Raw genomic sequence first — 19,204 nt, forward strand, 5'->3', positions numbered from 1 at the left:
TAGCCGAGCGACGCCGTGCCCGATCTCGACCGCATCGTCCAAGACATCGCCGCCGAGATGCGGGCCCGGCCCGATCGCGGCGCGGTGGCGAGCTACATCCCCGAACTGGCCCGCGTCGATGCCCAGGGCTTCGGCCTCGCCGTGATCGACGGCGACGGCCGGATCGCCGCCGGGGGGGATGCCGACACCCCCTTCTCGATCCAGAGCATCTCCAAGGTCTTCACCCTGACGCTGGCGCTCGGCATGGTCGGCGACCGGCTCTGGCGCCGGGTCGGCCGCGAGCCCTCGGGCAGCCCGTTCAACTCCATCGTGCAGTTGGAGCGCGAGAACGGCATCCCGCGCAATCCCTTCATCAATGCCGGCGCCATCGCCGTCACCGACGTGATCCTCTCGGGCCATCAGCCGCGGGAGGCGTTGGGCGAGATCCTGCGCTTCATGCAGTTCGTGGCGCAGGACGACAGCATCACCATCGACGAGCGCGTGGCGGCCTCCGAGAAGCGCACGGGCTTCCGCAACGCGGCGCTGGCCAACTACATGCGCTCCTTCGATGTCATCGAAAATCCGGTCGACTACACGCTGGGCGTCTACTTCCACCACTGCGCCATCGCGATGACCTGCCGCCAGCTCGCCACCGCCGGGCTGTTCCTGGCCTATTCCGGGCACCATCCGCTTGCCGGGCATTCGGTGATCTCGGGCGAGCGGGCGCGCCGCATCAATGCGATCATGCTCACCTGCGGCCACTATGACGGCTCGGGCGATTTCGCCTACCGCGTCGGCCTGCCGGGCAAGAGCGGTGTCGGCGGCGGCATCCTGGCGGTGGCGCCGGGCAAGGCCTCGATCTGCGTCTGGTCGCCGGGGCTGGACGCCGCCGGCAACTCCCATCTCGGGCGCATCGCCCTGGAGATGCTGGTGAAACGCACGGGCTGGTCGATCTTCGGGGTGTGACGATCGCTCGTTGCCCTGTCGTCCCATGCTCATCCTCATCCTGAGGTGGCCGCGTCAGCGGCCCTCGAAGGATCCTCCAGGAATCGCGCGGGTACTGGAGGATCCTTCGAGGCCTCCGCTTCGCTGCGGCACCTCTGGATGAGGGCGAGGGTTGGACGAAAACAAAAACCGCCCCCGTCTTTCGACGGAGGCGGCCTGTCTCAAAGCCTGGATTCGGCCTCGAAGATCCTTACGCGACGGCCTTCTGCGCGGCTTCGCCCGGGAGCGGAACCTCGGAGATCGTCTTCAGAACCTGCGAGGCGATCTGGTAGGGGTCGCCCATGGAGTTCGGGCGGCGGTCCTCAAGGTAGCCCTTGTAGCCGTTGTTCACGAAGGAATGGGGCACGCGCACCGAGGCGCCGCGGTCGGCCACGCCGTAGGAGAACTTGTTCCACGGCGCCGTCTCGTGCTTGCCGGTCAGGCGCATGTGGTTGTCGGGGCCGTAGACGGCGATGTGGTCGTCGAGGTTCTTCTCGAAGCCGGCCATCATGGCCTCGAAATACTCCTTGCCGCCGGTCTCACGCATGAACGTCGTCGAGAAGTTGCAGTGCATGCCCGAGCCGTTCCAGTCGGTGTCGCCGAGCGGCTTGCAATGGTACTCGATGTCGATCTCGTAGCTCTCGCACAGGCGCTGGAGCAGGTAGCGGGCCATCCACATCTCGTCGGCGGCCTTCTTGGAGCCCTTGCCGAAGATCTGGAATTCCCACTGGCCCTTGGCCACTTCGGCGTTGATGCCTTCGTGGTTGATGCCGGCGGCGAGGCAGAGGTCGAGATGCTCCTCGACGATCTTGCGGGCCACGGGGCCGACATTCGAGGCGCCGACGCCGCAATAATACGGGCCCTGCGGAGCGGGGTAGCCGCTCTCGGGGAAGCCGAGCGGACGGCCGTTCTTGTAGAGGAAGTACTCCTGCTCGAAGCCGAACCACGCGCCGGCATCGTCGAGCACGGTCGCGCGCTTGTTCGACGGGTGCGGGGTCTTGCCGTCGGGCATCATCACTTCGCACAGCACGAGCACGCCGTTGGTGCGGGCCGGGTCGGGGAAGTGGCGCACGGGCTTCAGCACGCAGTCGGACGAGGAGCCCTCGGCCTGCTGCGTCGAGCTGCCGTCGAAGCCCCAGAGCGGAAGCTGCTCGAAGGTCGGGAAGCTGTCGTACTCCTTGATCTGCGTCTTGCCGCGCAGGTTCGGTGTGGGCGTGTAGCCGTCGAGCCAGATGTACTCGAGCTTAAACTTGGTCATTCCCAGTCTCTCGTACCTTGAGGATCCGTGTCCTGACGAAACCTTTGCGGAACCGGCGTCGTTGAGAGCCTGCCCCGCCGTTGGATCGCGGCGTCCGGCGGGTCATGTCCCCGCCGCATCCGAGACGCCGATCCACCGGCGAGCAGGGCGCCGGCCCGACCCCCGAGCGGCCGCTGTGCGGGCGGACGCTACGGTTTCCGCCTAAGCACGTCGCGTGCCAGTCGGCCTGGCTGCGGCGCGGTGGCATGTGCGGCAAAGTGGGCCGGTCAAGGGCCGCAATTGGAGACGAAACACCCCGAACGTCCCGCGATCGCGTGGATTTTTTGCCTGCCGACGGGTGGCAACGGGCAAGCGCGAACGATATCGTCCGCGCGGCCGGCGAGACCGGCCGGGGACGCGAGAGGGGGCCGGACCCGGATCAGGAAACGAAGCCGCGGGCGTGAAGCCGCCCCCTTCGCGACGTGCCGCTTTCCCGATCATTCCATCGCGCCCCAGGAACGGACCGGCTCGGACCGCGCCCGGCCGATGGTTCGCCGCCCCGCTTCCAGAATTTGCCGAGGAGACGCACAGCATGAATACGGCCGCCGATGTGCTGAAGGCCATCAAGGACAATGACGTCAAGTACGTCGACTTCCGCTTCACCGACCCGCGCGGAAAGTGGCAGCACGTGACCTTCGACGTCTCCCTGGTCGATGAGGAGATGTTCACGGACGGCACCATGTTCGACGGTTCGTCGATCGCCGGCTGGAAGGCGATCAACGAGTCCGACATGCTGCTGATGCCCGATCCGGTCACGGCCTGCATGGACCCGTTCTTCTCGGCCTCCACCATGTCGATCGTCTGCGACGTGCTCGAGCCCTCGACCGGCGAGCCCTATGCCCGCGATCCGCGCTCGACCGCCAAGCTCGCCGAGGCGTATCTGCGCTCCACCGGCATCGGCGACACGATCTTCGTCGGCCCCGAGGCCGAGTTCTTCGTGTTCGACGACGTGAAGTTCGGCGCCGACCCCTACCATACCGGCTTCCAGCTCGACTCGACCGAGCTGCCGACCAACGGCTTCACCGATTACGAGGGCGGCAACCTCGGCCACCGGGTGCAGACCAAGGGCGGCTACTTCCCCGTCCCGCCGCAGGATTCGGCCCAGGACATGCGCGGCGAGATGCTGGCCGCGATGCAGTCCATGGGTGTGAAGGTCGAGAAGCACCATCACGAGGTGGCGTCCGCTCAGCACGAACTCGGCATGAAGTTCGACACGCTGACCCTGCTCGCCGACCACATGCAGATCTACAAGTACTGCATCCACAACGTGGCGCAGAGCTACGGCAAGTCCGCCACCTTCATGCCCAAGCCCGTCTACGGCGACAACGGCTCGGGCATGCATGTGCACCAGTCGATCTGGAAGGACGGCAAGCCGCTGTTTGCCGGCGACAAGTATGCCGACCTCAGCCAGGAATGCCTGTGGTACATCGGCGGCATCATCAAGCACGCCAAGGCGCTCAACGCCTTCACCAACCCGTCCACCAACTCCTACAAGCGTCTGGTGCCGGGCTACGAGGCCCCCGTGCTGCTGGCCTACTCGGCCCGCAACCGTTCGGCCTCCTGCCGTATTCCGTGGACGACGAACCCGAAGGCCAAGCGCGTCGAGGTCCGCTTCCCCGATCCGATGGCCAACCCCTACCTCGCCTTCTCGGCGCTGCTGATGGCCGGCCTCGACGGCATCATCAACAAGATCGATCCGGGCCCGGCCATGGACAAGGATCTCTACGACCTGCCCCCGCGCGAGTTGAAGAAGATCCCGACCGTCTGCGGCTCGCTTCGTGAGGCGCTGCAGAACCTCGACAAGGACCGCGCCTTCCTCAAGGCCGGCGGCGTGTTCTCAGACGACCAGATCGACTCGTTCATCGAGCTGAAGATGGCCGAGGTGCTGCGCTACGAGATGACCCCGCACCCGATCGAGTTCGTGCAGTACTACTCGCTCTAAAGAGGAGTCGGGCGCGTCGGCGCGAATACAGCGCCGGCGCGCCCGAGAACAGTGTCGAGCGCGGAATAGACTGTCGTTCCCGTTCGAATCGCGGCTGGACACGAGGTCTGAACGAGCGCCGGAGCCTTTCGCAGGGCTTCGGCGCTTCGCGTTTCAGACGTTCGCCGCGCGGATCGCGCAAGAGTCTGATGGGCCCCAAGCGCGCCCGCCCTTGAGCCTCTTGCGGAATTGTTAGGGACTCGCCCTCATCAAATGATGCAATCGGTCGCGCTAGAGAGAGGGCAGCGATGGTTCTTCCGCGGCTGCGTGGCCTCCTCGATTTCTATGCCATACGCGAGGACGATCCGGCGCTCGCCACGGCGCAGTTCCAGGCGCTCGCCCGCCGGATCCTCGTCCTCTACGCGACGCTCATGCTCAATGCGGGCGCCCTGGCCTATGCCCGTTACGGCACCGCCCCCGATTGGCTGATCCTGTGGCCGCCGCTCGTTCTGACCGTCCTGTGCATCGCCCGCACGGGCACCTGGATCCGGTCGGCGAATCGCGTGCCCGACGAACGCGAAGCCTTCGCGCGGCTCCGGGCGATCAACGTGTTCACGGCCGTCCTCGGAATCGCCTTCTCCGGTTGGGCGACGGTGCTGATCGTCGGCGGCGATCTCACCAGCGACATGCACGTGCTGTTCTTCCTCACCGTGACCATGATGGTCTGCGTGCAGTGCCTTGCGCATCTGCGCACGGCCGCGCGGCTTCTCGTCACCATCGCGGCGCCGCTGGCGCTCTACTTCCTGATCTTCGGCGAGTTCATGCTGCAGATCATGATCTTCAACTATCTGATCGTGCTCGCCGGGCAGTTGGTGGTGCAGAATTTCGCCTACCGCGATTTCTGCCATCTCGTCGGGTTGACGAAGGAGAACGGCCGTCTCGCCCATACCGATGCCCTGACCGGATTGCCCAACCGCCGCTCCTTCGTGGCGCAGCTCGAAGAGGCGGTCGGCCGGGCGGCGGCGGGCGGCGAGCGTTTCTGCGTCGGCGTGATTGATCTCGACGGCTTCAAGCCGGTCAACGACAGTCTCGGGCACCGGGCCGGCGACGACGTGCTGCGTGAGGTCGCCCGGCGGCTCCAGGGCGAAGGTCTCGGCCGGGCGGCCCGGTTCGGCGGTGACGAGTTCGGCTTGATCGTCGAGGGCGATGCCGATCTCGACGCGCTCGGCCGCCGGATCTGCGCGCTCCCTACATCCTGCGCGAGGGCGTGGCGCAGATCGGCGCCTCGATCGGCTTTGCCCGCTTTCCCGATGCGGCGCGCAGCGCCGAGACGCTGATCGAGCGCGCCGATTTCGCGCTCTACCACGCCAAGGCCTTCCACCGCGGCACCGCGGCCTGTTTCGCGCCCGAGCACGAGGCGACGTTACGCCAGCGCGCCGCCACCGAGCAGGCCCTGCGCCGCGCCGATATCGAGCGGGAATTCGTTCTCGCCTTCCAACCGATCGTCGATGTCGTCGACGGGCGCGTCGAGGCCTACGAGGCGCTGGCGCGCTGGACGAGCCCGACGCTCGGGCCCGTCTCGCCCGCCGCCTTCATCCCGGAGGCCGAGCGCAGCGGCCTCATCCAGGATCTCACCCGTGTCCTGTTCCGCAAGGCGCTCGAGGCGATGCGGGACTGGCCGGAATCCGTGTGCCTCTCGTTCAACCTCTCGACCCGGGACATCGCCGCGCCGGAGGGCCTGGAGCGGCTCATCGCCCTGATCGGCGCGAGCGGCATTGCCCCGAGCCGGATCATCTTCGAAGTGACCGAGACCGCGCTGATGCGCGACCTCGGCGATGCCCGGCGGGCGCTGGCCTCGCTCAAGGCCCTCGGCGTGCGCATCGCGCTCGACGATTTCGGCACGGGGTATTCGAGCCTCAGCTACCTGCAGAAGCTGCCGATCGACCGGCTGAAGATCGACCGCAGCTTCGTCATGCAACTCACCGAGGACGAGACCTCGCTCAACATCGTGCGCTCGATCCTCGATCTCTGCCGCCACCTCACCCTGCATTGCGTCGTCGAAGGCGTGGAGACGAGCGAGCAGATGCTGCTGCTGCGCTCGGTCGGGTGCCGCTCGATGCAGGGTTACCTGTTCCACAGGCCGATGCCGGCCGGGGACATCGCAGCCTTCGAAGAAGCCTTCGGCCGTTTCCCGGCCCAATTGCCGGAACCGGACTTGGCCGAGGTGGCCTGAGGGCGACGGACGGGCCGGGCCGGGATAGACTGCGCGGAACCCCTGCCACCTCCGCGAGGCGCATCATGTCCCTGACCGTCCCCGTGATTCTCGGTTCCGTGCGCGCGGACCGCGCCGGTATCCGCGCCGCCCGCTTTCTCGTGTCGCAGCTCGAAGCCCGCGGCCACGAGGCGCCGCTGGTCGATCCGGCGGAGCTGAAGCTTCCGCTGCTCGACCGGATGTACAAGGAATATCCCAAGGGCGAGGCGCCCGAGCCGATGGAGCGGCTCGCCGCGCTCTACCGCCGCTCCGACGCCTTCGTCGTGGTCTCGGCCGAGTACAACAACTCGATTCCGCCCGCGCTCTCGAACACCCTCGACCATTTCCTCGAAGAGTATTTCTGGCGGCCTTCCGCCATCTGCTGCTACTCCGCGGGGCAATATGGCGGCGTGCGCGCGGCGATGCAGTTGCGGGCGATGCTGGCCGAACTCGGCACGCCGAGCATTCCCTCGCTCCTGCCGATCCCGCGCATCCAGAAGGCGCTGAGCGAAGCGGGCGAACCCGCCGAGGACTGGCTCGGCCGGGCCGCGAAGAAGTTTCTCGACGAACTGACTTGGTACGCCGAGGCGCTGAAGGCGAAGCGGGAAGGGGGCACGCCGTACTGAACCTTGCGCGCGGCACTCCGTTTGCACCCCTCGAAGCAGAGTTCGATGAGGAAAGCGGACGGATGAACGCGAGTGTGGACAGAGTGCGGGACGCGCTGGCCGAGCTGATCAAGGCGGCGCTGGTCTCCGATGACGGCCTGAGTCTGACCTTCCGGCAGGCGGCGGCGGACAGGATCGCCGCGCTTGCGGCCGACCCGCCGTCGGCGGAGGCAGTGCGGATCGACGGCGCTTGGACCCTGGCGATCCGCGCCGCCGAGGCGCCCGCGCTTCAGCCGGAGGAAGGACAGGTGAACCTGACCCTGCCCCGAGCCGCGCCGTTTACTCTCGAAGAGCTGACGCGGGCCGATTTCGACGTGGATCGGGCGGTCGAAACGATCCGCAAATCGGCTTCCACGGGCTGACGAGGGGGCCGAACCTGTTCACGACGGGTCTTGCGGCGTTGTTCTGACGCGTCCGAGCGCCCATCTTGAAGATGTGCCGGGATCGTCAACGGTCTCCCCAATCACCAAAAAACCGAACGCGCCACGCCTTCCCGGACCGGCGCGGAGAGCCTTGCTCCTTGGCCAGACGCATCAATCCGAAGGCGGTCTCCCCCGTTCTTCCCTCCCGCGAGCAGATCCTCGCCTTCGTCGCCGAGACGCCCGGAAAGGTCGGCAAGCGCGAAATCGCCAAGGCTTTCGGCATCTCGGGTGCCGACAAGATCGGCCTCAAGGCGATCCTGAAGGAGATCGAGGCCGACGGCGCGCTCGAACGCGACCGCGGCGGCTTGCGGAAAGGCGGCAGCCTGCCGCCCGTCGTGCTCGCCGACATCGTTTCGCGCGACCGCGACGGCGACCTGATCGCCCGCCCGGCCCAATGGGACGGGGAGGGCGAGGCGCCCAAGATCGCCGTCGATGTGCCGCGCGGCGGCAAGGGCAACCGTCCGGCCCCCGGCATCGGTGATCGGGCGTTGGTCCGCGTCGCGCCGGACCCGGATGCGCCCGGCCGCTACACCGGCCGCGTCATCAAGGTGATCGGCAAGAACCGCTCCGAGGTGATCGGCGTCTATCGCGCCGGCCGCGAGGGCGGGCGCCTGCTTCCTGTCGAGAAGAAGTCGCAGGGCAAGGAGATCGCGATCCCGCCGGGCGAGGAGGGTGAGGCGCGGGACGGCGACCTCGTCAGCGTCGCGGTGGAGCGCGAGACCCGCTTCGGCCTGCCCCGCGGTCGCGTGACCGAGCGACTCGGCGCCCTCGGCTCCGAGAAGGCGGTAAGCCTGATCGCCCTGCACCTTCACAACATCCCCCACGTCTTCCCCGCCGCCGTGCTGGCGGAGGCGGATGCGGCCAAGCGGGCGACCAAGCGCGGCCGCGAGGATTGGCGCGAGGCGCCGCTGGTCACCATCGACCCGCCCGACGCCAAGGACCACGACGACGCGGTGATGGCGGAACTCGATCCCGATCCGGCGAATGCGGGCGGCTTCATCGTCACCGTCGCGATCGCGGATGTCGCCGCCTATATCCGGCCGGATTCGGCCCTCGACCGCGAGGCGCTGCTGCGGGGCAATTCGGTCTACTTCCCCGACCGGGTGGTGCCGATGCTGCCCGAGCGCATCTCGAACGATCTCTGCTCCCTGCGCGAGGGCGAGGATCGTCCGGCGCTCGCCGTGCGGATGATCATTGGTGCCGACGGGGTGAAGCGCAGCCACAGCTTCCACCGCATCCTGATGCGCTCGCATGCCAAGCTCGCCTATGCGCAGGCACAGGCCGCGATCGATGGCCAACCGGACGAGAAATCGGGGCCGGTGCTGGAGACGGCCCTGCGTCCGCTCTACGCGGCCTACGAGGCGATGAAGCGGGCGCGTGATGCCCGTGGCCCGCTCGCCCTCGACCTGCCCGAGCGCAAGGTGCTGCTCAACGCGGAAGGCGGCGTCGATCGGGTGATCGTGCCGGAGCGGCTGGAGGCGCACCGGCTGATCGAAGAGTTCATGATCCAGGCCAATGTGGCGGCGGCCGAGACCCTGGAGAAGGCGGGCTCGCCGCTGATCTACCGCGTCCACGACGAGCCGGCCCTGGAGAAGATGCGTGCGCTTGGCGAGGTGCTCGCCTCGGTCGGCGTCAAGATGACCAAAGCCGGGGCGCTTCGGCCCGACCTGTTCAACCGCATCCTCGCCCAGGTGGCCGAGAGCGAGCACGCGCCCTTCATCAACGAGGTGGTGCTGCGTTCGCAGGCACAAGCGGTCTACGCTGCACAGAATCTAGGCCATTTCGGCCTCAATCTGCGCCGCTACGCCCACTTCACCTCGCCCATCCGGCGCTACGCGGATCTCATCGTTCACCGCGCTCTCGTGCGTGCCTGCGGATTGGGCAAGGACGGTCTGCTGGCGGACACCACGCCGGGCCTGCTCGATGCGGTCTCCGAACAGATCTCGGCGGCCGAGCGCCGGGCGATGGCGGCCGAGCGCGAGACCATCGACCGCCTCATCGCCGGCTACCTCGCCGACCGGGTCGGCGCGACCTTCTCCGGCCGGATCTCCGGGGTGACGCGCTCGGGGTTGTTCGTGAAGCTCGCCGAGACCGGGGCCGATGGGTTCGTGCCCGTCTCCACCATCGGCCACGAATATTACCGCCACGACGAGGCCCTGCACGCCCTCGTCGGCGACCGCAGCGGCGAGACCTACCGCCTCGGCGACACGGTCGAGGTCCGCCTCGTCGAGGCGGCGGCGGTGGCCGGCGCTTTGCGCTTCGAGATCCTGTCGGAAGGGCGCAGCCGCTCCGGGGCCAAGGGCGGCGGGATCAAGCGCAGCGGGTCCAAGGTGAATCCTGGCAAGGCGAAGCCGGGCAAGGCCAAGTTCGGTGCCAAGCCTTCGAAGGGCAAGGCACGCCCCGGCAAGGCGGCTGCGTCCGAGAGCGATGCGGCGCGGCGCCATCGCGGCTCGCGTCGCTGAGCGGAAGGGGCTAGACTCGGCGAATGGAAACCTACGTCTCCCCTCCGGCCCCGGCTCCCCAGGAGCGGACGCCGCTTCTCTCGGCCATGGGTAGGGGCTTCCTCAACCGCTGCCCGCATTGCGGGGAGGGCCATGTCTTCGGCCGCTTCCTCAAGGTCCGGCCCGCCTGCGAAGCCTGCGGCCTCGAGATGGAGGGCCACCGGGCCGACGACCTGCCGCCCTATATCGTGATCTTCCTCGTGGGCCACATTATCGGCTACCTCGTGCTTGAGATCGAGATGGGCTACGACGTGCCGCTCTGGATCTCGATGACGGTGTGGCCGTTGCTCACCCTCGTCCTGGCGCTCGTGCTGTTGCAGCCGGTCAAGGGCGCGGTGATCGGCCTGCAATACACGTTCGGCATGCACGGTTTCGGCAAGGTGCCCCCGGCGCGTGGTGGGACCGGCACGGGGGAGAAACGCGGCGGTGAGGCAGGAAGCAGAGCAGGCGACGCCCCCGAGCTTGGATCAGCCTGATCCGCCTGCCACCACGCCCCGCCCGGTGCTCCTGCGGCCGCGCGATGCCGCGACGCTGATCATTCTCGACCGGTCGCGAAAGAAGCTGAAGCTGCTGATGGGCCGGCGCCATGCCGGCCTCGCCTTCATGGGCGGCAAGTTCGTGTTTCCCGGCGGGCGCATCGAACCCTCCGACCGGCTGATGCCGGTGGCCGGCGCCCTGTCGCAGCGGGCCGACGACGCGCTGCGGGCCAAGCTGCCGCGCGCACCCCACCATCTCGGACGCTCCCTCGCGCTGGCCGCGATCCGCGAGACCTATGAGGAGACCGGCCTACTCATCGGCACCCGCGATTACGGCCCGCCGGAGACGGCGCCGGAGGGGGCGTGGCAGGCCTTTGCCGAGGAAGGGGTGATGCCCGACCTCGAAACCTTGCATCTCGTCGCGCGGGCAATCACGCCGCCGAAGCGCCCCCGCCGCTTCGATACCCGCTTCTTCGCCGTCGATCGCAAGGCGGTGGTCGCCGAGCGGCCCGGCATCGTCGGGCCGGATGCGGAACTGACCGAACTCGCCTGGGTCGATCTCGACGCCGCGCGCAAGCTCGACCTGCCGCGCATCACCCGCGTGATCCTCGACGATCTCGAGGCGGCGGCGGAAGCGGGCTTCCCACCCTACCGGCCGATCCCGTTCTACTTCGAGCGCCGCGGCAAAGGTGTGCGGGAGGAGATTTGATCGGGACGGAACGCATCCTCTGCTCCGTCCCCACGGACTGAAAACGCATCCTTTGATCGATCAGAGGAGATTCTTAAGCGAGATCGCGCATTGTGAGACGGCTAGTGGAGCCGAGGTCACTGATGCTTTCCGTCCTTCGTCGCTCCGATGCCACCTGCATCTTCGACGCGCTCAATCGCTCCCAGGCGGTCATCACCTTCGCCGTCGATGGGACGGTGCTCGACGCCAACGACAACTTTCTCTCGCTGATTGGCTACACGCTCGCTGAGGTGCGCGGGCGTCATCATCGCCTATTCGTGGACCCGCAAGAGGCGAAGAGCGCGGAATACGAGGTGTTCTGGCAGGGCCTGCGCCGCGGCGAATTTCAGACGGCGGCCTATGGCCGGCTCGCCAAGGACGGACGCAAGGTCTGGATCCGGGCGAGCTACAATCCGATCCTCGACGCTGCCGGCCGGGTTCGCAAGATCGTCAAATTCGCCCTCGACGTGACGGCCGAGCGCCTCGCCGCCGTCGAGACGGCGGGCCAGATCGCCGCGATCAGCCGGTCGCAGGCGGTGATCCAGTTCGACCTCGACGGGACGGTGCGCAGCGCCAACGCCAACTTCCTCGACGCCCTCGGCTACGCGCCGCACGAGGTGGAGGGCCGCCACCACCGCCTGTTCGTGAGGCCGGAAGAAGCGGCATCCCCGGAGTACCGCGCCTTCTGGGAATCGCTCGCCCGCGGCGAGTATCGGGCCGGCGAGTTCCTGCGCGTCGGCAAGGACGGGCGCGAGGTCTGGATCCAGGCGACCTACAACCCGATCCTCGATCCGTCCGGGCGCCCGTTCAAGGTCGTCAAATACGCCTCCGACATCACGGCGGCCAAGCGCGCCGCCGCCGACATGACGGGAAAAGTCGAGGCGGCCCGCCGCTCGCAGGCGGTGATCGAGTTCGATCTGGACGGCGCCGTCCTCGACGCCAACGACAACTTCCTCAACGCCATGGGCTACACCCTGGCCGAGGTGCAGGGCCGGCATCACCGGATGTTCGTGGCGCCCGAATACGCTGCGAGTCCGGCTTACGCGAATTTCTGGGCGACGCTGCGGGCCGGGCAATTCACCTCCGCCGTCTACCAGCGGGTGGCCAAGGATGGCCGCGAGGTCTGGATTCAGGCCTCCTACAACCCGGTTCTCGACGCGGCCGGGCGCCCCTTCAAGATCGTGAAATACGCCTTCGACATCAGCCAGAGCATGGCGGTGCGCAGCAGCGCCCTCGCCATGGCCGAGCAGACGCTGGGCCGGGTGCGGGCGGTGGCCGGCGCATCCGAGGAGATGCACCGGATCTCGGCCTCCATCGCCGAGCAGATGAACCGCTCGCACGAAGCGGTCGGCGACATCCAGGCCCGCATGAGCGCCGCCGGCGTGCTCTCGGCCAAGCTCGACGACGCGGCGGCCGCGATGACCGGCGTGGTGGAGATCATCACGGGCATCGCCGAGCAGATCAACCTGCTCGCCCTCAACGCCACGATCGAGGCCGCCCGCGCCGGGGCGGCCGGCCGCGGCTTTGCCGTCGTCGCCACCGAAGTGAAGAGCCTCGCCGAGCAGGCGCGTTCGGCCACCGCCCGCATCACCGGCGAGATCGGCGCCATGCAGGCGGTCTCGCGGGATGTGGGCGCGGCGCTGGTCTCAACCGCGGCCGTGGTCGACACCGTGCAGGGCTTCATCGCGCAGACGACGGAGGACAGCACGCGGCAGCGCGCGACCACCGGTCAGGTCAACACCGACATGCAGGCCACCGCCGAGAGCGTGGCGGCGTTTGCAAGCCGCCTCGACGCCTGGAACGTCGGGCTGGAAGAGCGGCGGGGCGAGGAGCGCCTTCGCTCCGCGCGCTCCGGCCATGTCGCGTTCGTGCCGGAGCGGGGGCGCAAGGCGGGGCAGCCGCAGAGCCTGCCCTGCACAGCTCTCAACATCTCGGAGGGCGGCGCCAAGCTGGCACTCGAAGCCGCGGACCTGCCGGAGGTCGTTACGCTCCAGATCGACGGCGAGCCGTCCCGGCGCTGCCGCGTCACGCGGCGTGCCGCCGACGGAATCGGCGTTCAGTTCGTCTGATCCTGAGCAGCGTCCGGAACGGTTCTGGCCGGCTTCCGAGACGCTGCGCGACGGGCCCGCTACCGGCGCGCGTCGGAGACCAGGGCGGCCAGCCCCTCGCGATAGGTCGGATAGGCAAGCTGTACGCCGAGTTCCTCGCGGATCAGGCGGTTACGCACCCGCTTGTTCTCGCCGTAGAAGCTGCGCGCCATCGGGCTGAGGTCGGCGGTCTCGAAATCGATCTCCGGCGGCAGGGGCAGTCCGGTGAGTGCGGCGGCGTGCTCGGTCACCGTCTGCGGCGGGGCCGGCTCGTCGTCGGTGACGTTGTAGACTGCGCCGCCTCGCGGCCGCTCGATCGAGGCGGCCAGCGTCGCGGCGATGTCGGCGACGTGGATGCGGTTGAACACCTGCCCCGGCTTGACGATGCGCTGGGTGCGGCCATCGCGCAGCTTCACGATCGGATTGCGGCCGGGGCCGTAGATGCCCGAGAGGCGAAACACCTGCACCGCCTTAGCCGTCTCAGCGCCCAAAGCGAGCCACGCCGTCTCGACGGCGAGGCGGTCGCGCGAGCGGGCGCTCTTCGGGGTGGCGGGCGTGGTCTCGTCGATCCAGGCGCCGCCTTGGTCGCCGTAGACGCCGATGGTCGAGAGATAGCCGATCCAACCGATGCGGCTTTTCGCGATGGTGTCGCGGTAGCGGGCGAGCACCGTGTCGCCGTCCCGGCCGGGCGGAGCGGAGATCAGCAGCACGTCGGTGTCGGCCAGATCCTCGGCGATGCGGGGATCGTCCGCCTCCGGCCCGAAGGCGCGCAGGGTGAACCCGGTCTCGGCGGCGAGGTTCTGGGCCCGCTCGGGCTCGGTCACCGTCGCCCGCACCGCGTTGAATCGCGCCCGTTCACGCTCGGCAAAATGCCGGGCGGAGAAGCCGAGGCCGAAGACGAACAGGTTCATGCGGTGTCAGGACTCCCGTGGGCCGTCCGCTTCCATAGGGAGAGCGGCGGCGTCACGCCATTCCTCCCTCACATGCGCCTCGGTTTCCCCGCGTCCATGGGCGGCGAACAGTTCGTGCAGCCGTTCGCGGGGCAGCAACCGTCCGCAGGCCCAGATGGCGGCGCCGCGCACCACGGGATCCGGCTCGTCGAGACAGGCCACCGCCTCGGCGGCGAGGGCGTCATCTCCGGAATTGCCGATGGCGATCAGCACGTTGCGCAGGAAGCGGTCGCGGCCGGTGCGCTTGATCGGCGTGCCGGCAAAGCGGGTGCGGAACCCCGCATCGTCTAGGCGGGCGAGTTCGGCGAGCGACGGCGCGGCGAGATCGTCGCGGGCGGCCATGCGGATTTCCCGCGCCGCGCCCGCGAACTTGTTCCAGGGACAGACCGCGAGGCAGTCGTCGCAGCCGAACACCCGGTTGCCGATCTTATCGCGATACTCGGCGGGGATCGGGCCCTGATGCTCGATGGTGAGGTAGGCGATGCAGCGGCGCGCATCGAGCCGGTAGGGCGACGGGAAGGCATCCGTCGGGCAGATGTCGAGGCAGCGGCGGCAGGAGCCGCAATGGTCGGTCTCGGGTGTGTCGGGTTCGAGCTCGGCGCGGGAAAAGATCGCGCCGAGCATTAGCCAGTTGCCGTGCTCGCGCGAGATCAGCACCGTATGCTTGCCCTGCCAGCCGAGCCCGGCCGCCTGGGCCAGCGGCTTCTCCATGACCGGCGCGGTATCGACGAAGACCTTCACCGGCTGGCCCGAGCGGGCGGAGAGGAAGCCGCCGAGTTCCTTCAGCTTGCCCTTGATGACATCGTGATAGTCGCGCCGTTGTGCGTAGGCGGCGATGGCGGCGCGATCCTTCAGCCGCACGAGTTCGAGGGGATCGCGCTGGGGGCCGGCATTCATACCGAGCATGACGATGCTGCGGGTCTCGGCCCACAGGGCAGAGGGCGCGGCGCGCTGGTCGGCCCGCTCCTCCATCCAGTCCATCGTGCCGTGATGGCCCGCTGCGAGCCATGCGGGCAAGCGTTCGCGCAGTTCCGGCACGGCATCGGGACGGGTCACGCGGAACGCCTCGAAGCCGAGATGGCGCGCGCGCGCCTCGATGGTCTCGCGCAGGGCGTGGCCCGTGAGGACGACCTTTTCGGGCTTCAGAAATCCAGATCCGCGTAGTGCGCGGCTGCCGGCATCCCCGGTGCCCGGTCGGCCAGCAGCGCGCGGAAGGACGGGCGGGATTTCACCCGCGCGTACCAATCCTTCGCCATCTCGTCCTCGTCCCATGGCACGTCGCCGAGATAGTCCACGCAGGAAAGATGGGCCGCCGCCGCAAGGTCGGCATAGGTCAGGTCGTTGCCCGCGAGCCAGCGGCGCTGTCCGATCAGGTAGCCGACATATTGGAGGTGATAGCGCACGTTGGTCCGCGCCGCACGAATGGCGTTCATGTCCGGCGGGCCGCCTCCGGCCGCGGAGGGCATGAAGCGCTTGTCGATCTTTTCGGTGACGAGATACTCGGTCACCTCGTTGTTGAACTTGACGAGAAACCAATCGAGCAGGCGCCGCACCTCCACCCGCGCCTGGGTGGTGTCGGGCAGGAGCCGCCGCCCGGCGAGGCCGAGCCCCCGCGTCTCGTCGAGATATTCCGCGATCACGCCGGCGCCAGGAATGGCGAGCCCGGTCTGCTCCACCAGCACCGGCGTGGTGCCGGCCGGGTTGACGATGAGGAAGTCGCGGCGCCGCTCCCAGGCCCGCTCTTCGACGAGCGTCGGCTCCATGCCCATCTCGGCCAGAACGAGGCGGATGAAGCGCGAGTTGGGGCAGAACGGAGAGTGATAGAGCGTCGCCATCGAGGCCGTGGTTCAGCGGTAAAGAAGGCAGAGCCCTGGGCAGACCGTGTCGCACCGGCGAAATTGGGGCGGCACGCCAGGATTATTTCTTCAATGTTGCCACCTCATTAACAAACGCGCCGCAACCCGGTAACCACCCGTCAACCCTAGCGCCGCAAAGCTGCCGCATCGTCATCGTTTGCCGTGCCCTCAATCGCCGGCACATCGGCACGGGGAACAGCAGGCTTATGGATCTCGTCCTGATCGCGAAGGCGCTCGTCCTCGCCGTGGTGGAAGGCGCTACCGAGTTCATCCCGGTCTCCTCGACCGGGCATCAGCTCCTCATCGGCCATTTCATCGGCTTCCACTCGCCCAACAACACGTTCGAGGTGCTGATCCAGCTCGGCGCGATCCTGGCGATCCTGTTCGTCTATTTCGGCCGGCTCTGGAGCATCGCCACCGCGCTGCCGCACGATCCGCGGGCGCGCCGCTTCGTGCTCGCCATCCTCATTGCCTTCCTGCCCGCGGCGATCGTCGGCGGCCTGTTCTCGAAATACATCAAGTTCTACCTGTTCAACCCGTGGATCGTCTGCGCCACGCTGGTGGCCGGCGGCATCGTCCTCCTCATCATAGACGACACGGTCGGCGAGCCGAAGGCGGCACCCGGCGAGGGTCCGACCGAGCATCCGCGCAAGACCAACGTGTTCGAGTTCAGCCTGCCGATGGCGCTCAAGATCGGCCTGTTCCAATGCGTGGCGATGATCCCCGGCGTGTCGCGCTCCGGCGCCACCATCGTCGGCGCGATGCTGATGGGCGCAAGCAAGCGCTCGGCCACCGAGTTCTCGTTCTACCTCGCCATGCCGACCATGGCCGGCGCCTTCGCCAAGGACCTGCTCGACAACTACAAGAACCTCTCCTCCAACGACGCGCTGCTGATCGTCATCGGCTTCGTCGCCGCCTTCATCTCGGCCTTGATCGTGGTGCGGACGGTCCTCGACTACGTCTCCCGCCACGGCTTCTGGCTGTTCGCGTGGTGGCGCATCATCGTCGGCTCGCTCGGCTTCGCCGGACTGATTCTTTTTGGCTGACCCTTCAGGATTTTGAACGAGGCGGCGGCGGCAACCTGGACTAAAGTCGGTTGTCGCCTGCCCGCGCCCCGTGCGAGGGCTTGCGGCCAAGTCGCCGCTCTTTGAAGAAGCGGTCGGGAAACGCCGAATCGTCAAGGTCTCGCCCACGATGGAAGATCGTCCGCTCGCCGAATTGTTCGAGCCCGCTACCCGCGAGCGCTGGCGCCAAGCCGTCGAAACCGCGCTGAAAGGGGCCGATTTCGAGAAGCGCCTCGTGTCGAAGACCGCCGACGGCCTGCGCATCGAGCCCTTCTACGAGCCGGCTGCTGCGGTGGCTCAGCCGGTGCGGGCGCCCGGCCCGTGGCGTCTGGCGCAGCGCATCGACCATCCCGATGCCGAGAAGGCCGGGGCCCAGGCGCTGGCCGATCTCGAAGGCGGTGCCGATGCGCTGGTCCTCGTCCATCGCAACGCCCGTTCCGCCCGCGGCTTCGGCCTCGAACTTCCGTCCGTCGATGCACTGGATACCGCACTGACGGGCGTGATGCTGCCGCTCATCGCCCTGCGTCTCGACGCCGGCCCGGCCGGCTTCGAGACGGCGGCGCTGCTCAAGCAACTGGTCGAACGCCGCGGCGACGACCCGTCCGCGCTCGACCTTGATCTCGGCCTCGACCCGATCGGCACCCGCGCCGCCACCGGCCGTCTCGACCAGGGGTGGGAGGCGCGCCTCTCCGAGACCGTCACCGCCTTTGCCGGATATCACGGCCGCGCGGCCTTGGCCGATGCGCGGCCCTATCACGAGGCGGGGGCGAGCGAGGTGCAGGAACTCGCCGCCGTGCTCGCGACGGCGGTCGCCTATCTGCGGGCCCTGGAGGCCGGCGGCCATGATCTGGCGCGCGCACGCGACCAGATCGCGGTTCTGCTGGTGGCGGACGCCGATGAATTTCTGACCATCGCCAAGTTCCGGGCGATCCGGCGGCTCTGGGCCCGGGTCGAGCAGGCCTGCGGCCTCGAGCCGAAGCCGCTGCGGCTCCTGGCCGAGACCGCGTGGCGGATGATGAGCCGCCGCGACCCCTTCGTGAACATTCTGCGCACCACCATGGCCTCGGCCTCCGCCGGGCTCGGCGGGGCGGATTCCGTGACCGCTTTGCCCTACACCCTGGCGCTCGGCCTGCCCGACGCCTTCGCCCGGCGGGTGGTGCGCAACAGCCAGATCGTGCTGATCGAGGAATCGAACCTTGCCAAGGTCTCCGATCCGGCGGCCGGCGCGGGCGGCTTCGAAGCGCTCACCGCCGAACTGACCGAGAAGGCCTGGGCGGCCTTCCAGGAGATCGAGCGGGAGGGCGGGATCGTCGCCAGCCTGGAGGCCGGCGCCCTCGCAGGCCGGATCGCGGCGGTGGCGCAGGCGCGGGCGCGGGCGGTCGCGACCCGCAAGGAGGCGCTGACTGGCGCCAGCGAGTTCCCCTTCCTCGCCGAGAAGCCGGTGACGGTGCTCGATGTTGCGCCGAACCCGGTCGCATCCCCGGAAGGGGCTTTGCCCTCGCACCGCCTGACCGAACCCTACGAGGCCCTGCGCGACGCCTCCGACGCCGTCCTCGAGCGGACGGGCAAGCGCCCGGCGGTCTTCCTGGCCAATCTCGGCCCCGTGGCGGTCCACAATGCCCGCTCGACCTTCGCCGCCAACGCCTTCGCCGCGGGCGGCATCGAGGCCATCGGCAATGACGGCTTCTCCGATACGCAGGCCCTGGCCGATGCCTTCAAGGCGTCGGGTGCGCGGATCGCCTGCCTGTGCTCGTCCGACACCCTCTACCAGACCGAGGCCGTGCCCGCCGCTGAGGCGCTGAAGGCGGCCGGCGCCGGCACGATCTACCTCGCCGGCAAACCCGCCGAGGCGGAGGCTCTGCGTCAAGCGGGCGTCGGCGGCTTCCTGTTCGCCGGTTGCGACCTGTTGGCGCTCCTGCGGGAGGCGGCCGAGCGCGCGAAGGGCTGACGCTCAAGGCCTCGTGAGCAACCTTGACACTGCGGGACGCAAGACGATCTTCCGGCTGAAACGGGCCGACACGGCC

At 68.4% G+C, this 19,204-nt stretch carries 16 protein-coding genes; 12 read left to right on the plus strand and 4 right to left on the minus strand.

Features of this window, described 5'->3' with window-relative positions:
- Nucleotides 1-15: 15 nt before the first annotated feature.
- Nucleotides 16-945, plus strand: a complete 930-nt coding sequence (locus ASF53_RS00890; protein WP_056192411.1) for a glutaminase — start codon at nucleotides 16-18, stop codon at nucleotides 943-945.
- A 229-nt stretch (nucleotides 946-1,174) separates the two neighbouring features.
- On the opposite strand, the gene ASF53_RS00895 is transcribed toward ASF53_RS00890, so the two are convergent.
- Nucleotides 1,175-2,221, minus strand: coding sequence for a glutamine synthetase beta-grasp domain-containing protein (locus ASF53_RS00895; RefSeq protein WP_056192414.1), 1,047 nt, complete (start codon nucleotides 2,219-2,221; stop codon nucleotides 1,175-1,177).
- A gap of 571 nt (nucleotides 2,222-2,792) precedes the next feature.
- Here ASF53_RS00895 and glnA point away from each other — a divergent pair.
- The 9 genes from glnA (at nucleotide 2,793) to ASF53_RS00940 (ending at nucleotide 13,292) form a co-directional block, all read left to right on the plus strand.
- Entirely contained in the window at nucleotides 2,793-4,202 is a 1,410-nt protein-coding gene (glnA, locus tag ASF53_RS00900; RefSeq protein ID WP_056192417.1) for a type I glutamate--ammonia ligase, read from the plus strand.
- A gap of 287 nt (nucleotides 4,203-4,489) precedes the next feature.
- Nucleotides 4,490-5,518, plus strand: a complete 1,029-nt coding sequence (locus ASF53_RS00905) for a diguanylate cyclase (protein ID WP_056192421.1) — start codon at nucleotides 4,490-4,492, stop codon at nucleotides 5,516-5,518.
- Nucleotides 5,449-6,414: a putative bifunctional diguanylate cyclase/phosphodiesterase gene (locus ASF53_RS00910; RefSeq protein ID WP_056192424.1), complete on the plus strand. Its 966-nt coding sequence runs from the start codon at nucleotides 5,449-5,451 to the stop codon at nucleotides 6,412-6,414. The genes ASF53_RS00905 and ASF53_RS00910 overlap by 70 nt, the downstream gene beginning before the upstream one ends.
- A 65-nt stretch (nucleotides 6,415-6,479) precedes the next feature.
- Nucleotides 6,480-7,058 (plus strand): NADPH-dependent FMN reductase, encoded by a 579-nt coding sequence (locus ASF53_RS00915; RefSeq protein WP_056192427.1) that lies wholly within the window; start codon nucleotides 6,480-6,482, stop codon nucleotides 7,056-7,058.
- Nucleotides 7,059-7,120: 62 nt separating this feature from the next.
- Nucleotides 7,121-7,459, plus strand: a complete 339-nt coding sequence (locus ASF53_RS00920; protein ID WP_056192430.1) for a hypothetical protein — start codon at nucleotides 7,121-7,123, stop codon at nucleotides 7,457-7,459.
- Between the two features lie 158 nt (nucleotides 7,460-7,617).
- Nucleotides 7,618-9,981, plus strand: coding sequence for a ribonuclease R (rnr, locus tag ASF53_RS00925; protein WP_056192433.1), 2,364 nt, complete (start codon nucleotides 7,618-7,620; stop codon nucleotides 9,979-9,981).
- A gap of 23 nt (nucleotides 9,982-10,004) precedes the next feature.
- On the plus strand, nucleotides 10,005-10,496 hold the full coding sequence (locus ASF53_RS00930; RefSeq protein ID WP_056192436.1) for a DUF983 domain-containing protein: 492 nt from the start codon (nucleotides 10,005-10,007) through the stop codon (nucleotides 10,494-10,496).
- A complete protein-coding gene (locus ASF53_RS00935; RefSeq protein ID WP_056192438.1) occupies nucleotides 10,447-11,205 on the plus strand; it encodes an NUDIX hydrolase in 759 nt (252 codons plus the stop codon). Before ASF53_RS00930 ends, ASF53_RS00935 begins: the two co-directional genes overlap by 50 nt.
- Nucleotides 11,206-11,327: 122 nt before the next feature.
- Nucleotides 11,328-13,292: a methyl-accepting chemotaxis protein gene (locus tag ASF53_RS00940; protein ID WP_056192441.1), complete on the plus strand. Its 1,965-nt coding sequence runs from the start codon at nucleotides 11,328-11,330 to the stop codon at nucleotides 13,290-13,292.
- A 59-nt stretch (nucleotides 13,293-13,351) separates the two neighbouring features.
- Here the strand turns inward: ASF53_RS00940 and ASF53_RS00945 are convergent, their stop codons facing one another.
- The 3 genes from ASF53_RS00945 to ASF53_RS00955 are packed head-to-tail and all read right to left on the minus strand — an operon-like array spanning nucleotide 13,352 to nucleotide 16,095.
- Nucleotides 13,352-14,221 (minus strand): SDR family oxidoreductase, encoded by an 870-nt coding sequence (locus ASF53_RS00945; RefSeq protein ID WP_056192444.1) that lies wholly within the window; start codon nucleotides 14,219-14,221, stop codon nucleotides 13,352-13,354.
- A gap of 6 nt (nucleotides 14,222-14,227) precedes the next feature.
- Nucleotides 14,228-15,358, minus strand: coding sequence for a tRNA epoxyqueuosine(34) reductase QueG (gene queG / locus ASF53_RS00950; RefSeq protein WP_082482287.1), 1,131 nt, complete (start codon nucleotides 15,356-15,358; stop codon nucleotides 14,228-14,230).
- A 44-nt stretch (nucleotides 15,359-15,402) separates the two neighbouring features.
- On the minus strand, nucleotides 15,403-16,095 hold the full coding sequence (locus tag ASF53_RS00955) for a glutathione S-transferase family protein (RefSeq protein WP_056192450.1): 693 nt from the start codon (nucleotides 16,093-16,095) through the stop codon (nucleotides 15,403-15,405).
- A gap of 227 nt (nucleotides 16,096-16,322) precedes the next feature.
- Between ASF53_RS00955 and ASF53_RS00960 the strand changes: the two genes are divergently transcribed.
- Both ASF53_RS00960 and ASF53_RS00965 read left to right on the plus strand, forming a co-directional pair.
- Nucleotides 16,323-17,162 carry an undecaprenyl-diphosphate phosphatase gene (locus tag ASF53_RS00960; RefSeq protein WP_056192453.1) on the plus strand — a complete coding sequence of 280 codons (840 nt, stop codon included), beginning with the start codon at nucleotides 16,323-16,325 and terminating at the stop codon, nucleotides 17,160-17,162.
- 148 nt (nucleotides 17,163-17,310) lie between these two features.
- On the plus strand, nucleotides 17,311-19,128 hold the full coding sequence (locus ASF53_RS00965) for a methylmalonyl-CoA mutase subunit beta (RefSeq protein WP_056192456.1): 1,818 nt from the start codon (nucleotides 17,311-17,313) through the stop codon (nucleotides 19,126-19,128).
- The last annotated feature ends 76 nt before the right edge of the window (nucleotides 19,129-19,204 follow it).

The organism is Methylobacterium sp. Leaf123 (assembly GCF_001423405.1).
Classification (GTDB): domain Bacteria; phylum Pseudomonadota; class Alphaproteobacteria; order Rhizobiales; family Beijerinckiaceae; genus Methylobacterium.

Excerpts from the sequence above, each read along its gene's own strand:
- ASF53_RS00895 (WP_056192414.1), bottom strand. The coding sequence starts at position 2,221 with ATGACCAAGTTTAAGCTCGAGTACATCTGGCTCGACGGCTACACGCCC.
- glnA (WP_056192417.1), top strand. The coding sequence starts at position 2,793 with ATGAATACGGCCGCCGATGTGCTGAAGGCCATCAAGGACAATGACGTC.
- ASF53_RS00905 (WP_056192421.1), top strand. The coding sequence starts at position 4,490 with ATGGTTCTTCCGCGGCTGCGTGGCCTCCTCGATTTCTATGCCATACGC.
- ASF53_RS00915 (WP_056192427.1), top strand. The coding sequence starts at position 6,480 with ATGTCCCTGACCGTCCCCGTGATTCTCGGTTCCGTGCGCGCGGACCGC.
- ASF53_RS00920 (WP_056192430.1), top strand. The coding sequence starts at position 7,121 with ATGAACGCGAGTGTGGACAGAGTGCGGGACGCGCTGGCCGAGCTGATC.
- ASF53_RS00930 (WP_056192436.1), top strand. The coding sequence starts at position 10,005 with ATGGAAACCTACGTCTCCCCTCCGGCCCCGGCTCCCCAGGAGCGGACG.
- ASF53_RS00940 (WP_056192441.1), top strand. The coding sequence starts at position 11,328 with ATGCTTTCCGTCCTTCGTCGCTCCGATGCCACCTGCATCTTCGACGCG.
- ASF53_RS00945 (WP_056192444.1), bottom strand. The coding sequence starts at position 14,221 with ATGAACCTGTTCGTCTTCGGCCTCGGCTTCTCCGCCCGGCATTTTGCC.
- ASF53_RS00955 (WP_056192450.1), bottom strand. The coding sequence starts at position 16,095 with ATGGCGACGCTCTATCACTCTCCGTTCTGCCCCAACTCGCGCTTCATC.
- ASF53_RS00960 (WP_056192453.1), top strand. The coding sequence starts at position 16,323 with ATGGATCTCGTCCTGATCGCGAAGGCGCTCGTCCTCGCCGTGGTGGAA.
- ASF53_RS00965 (WP_056192456.1), top strand. The coding sequence starts at position 17,311 with ATGGAAGATCGTCCGCTCGCCGAATTGTTCGAGCCCGCTACCCGCGAG.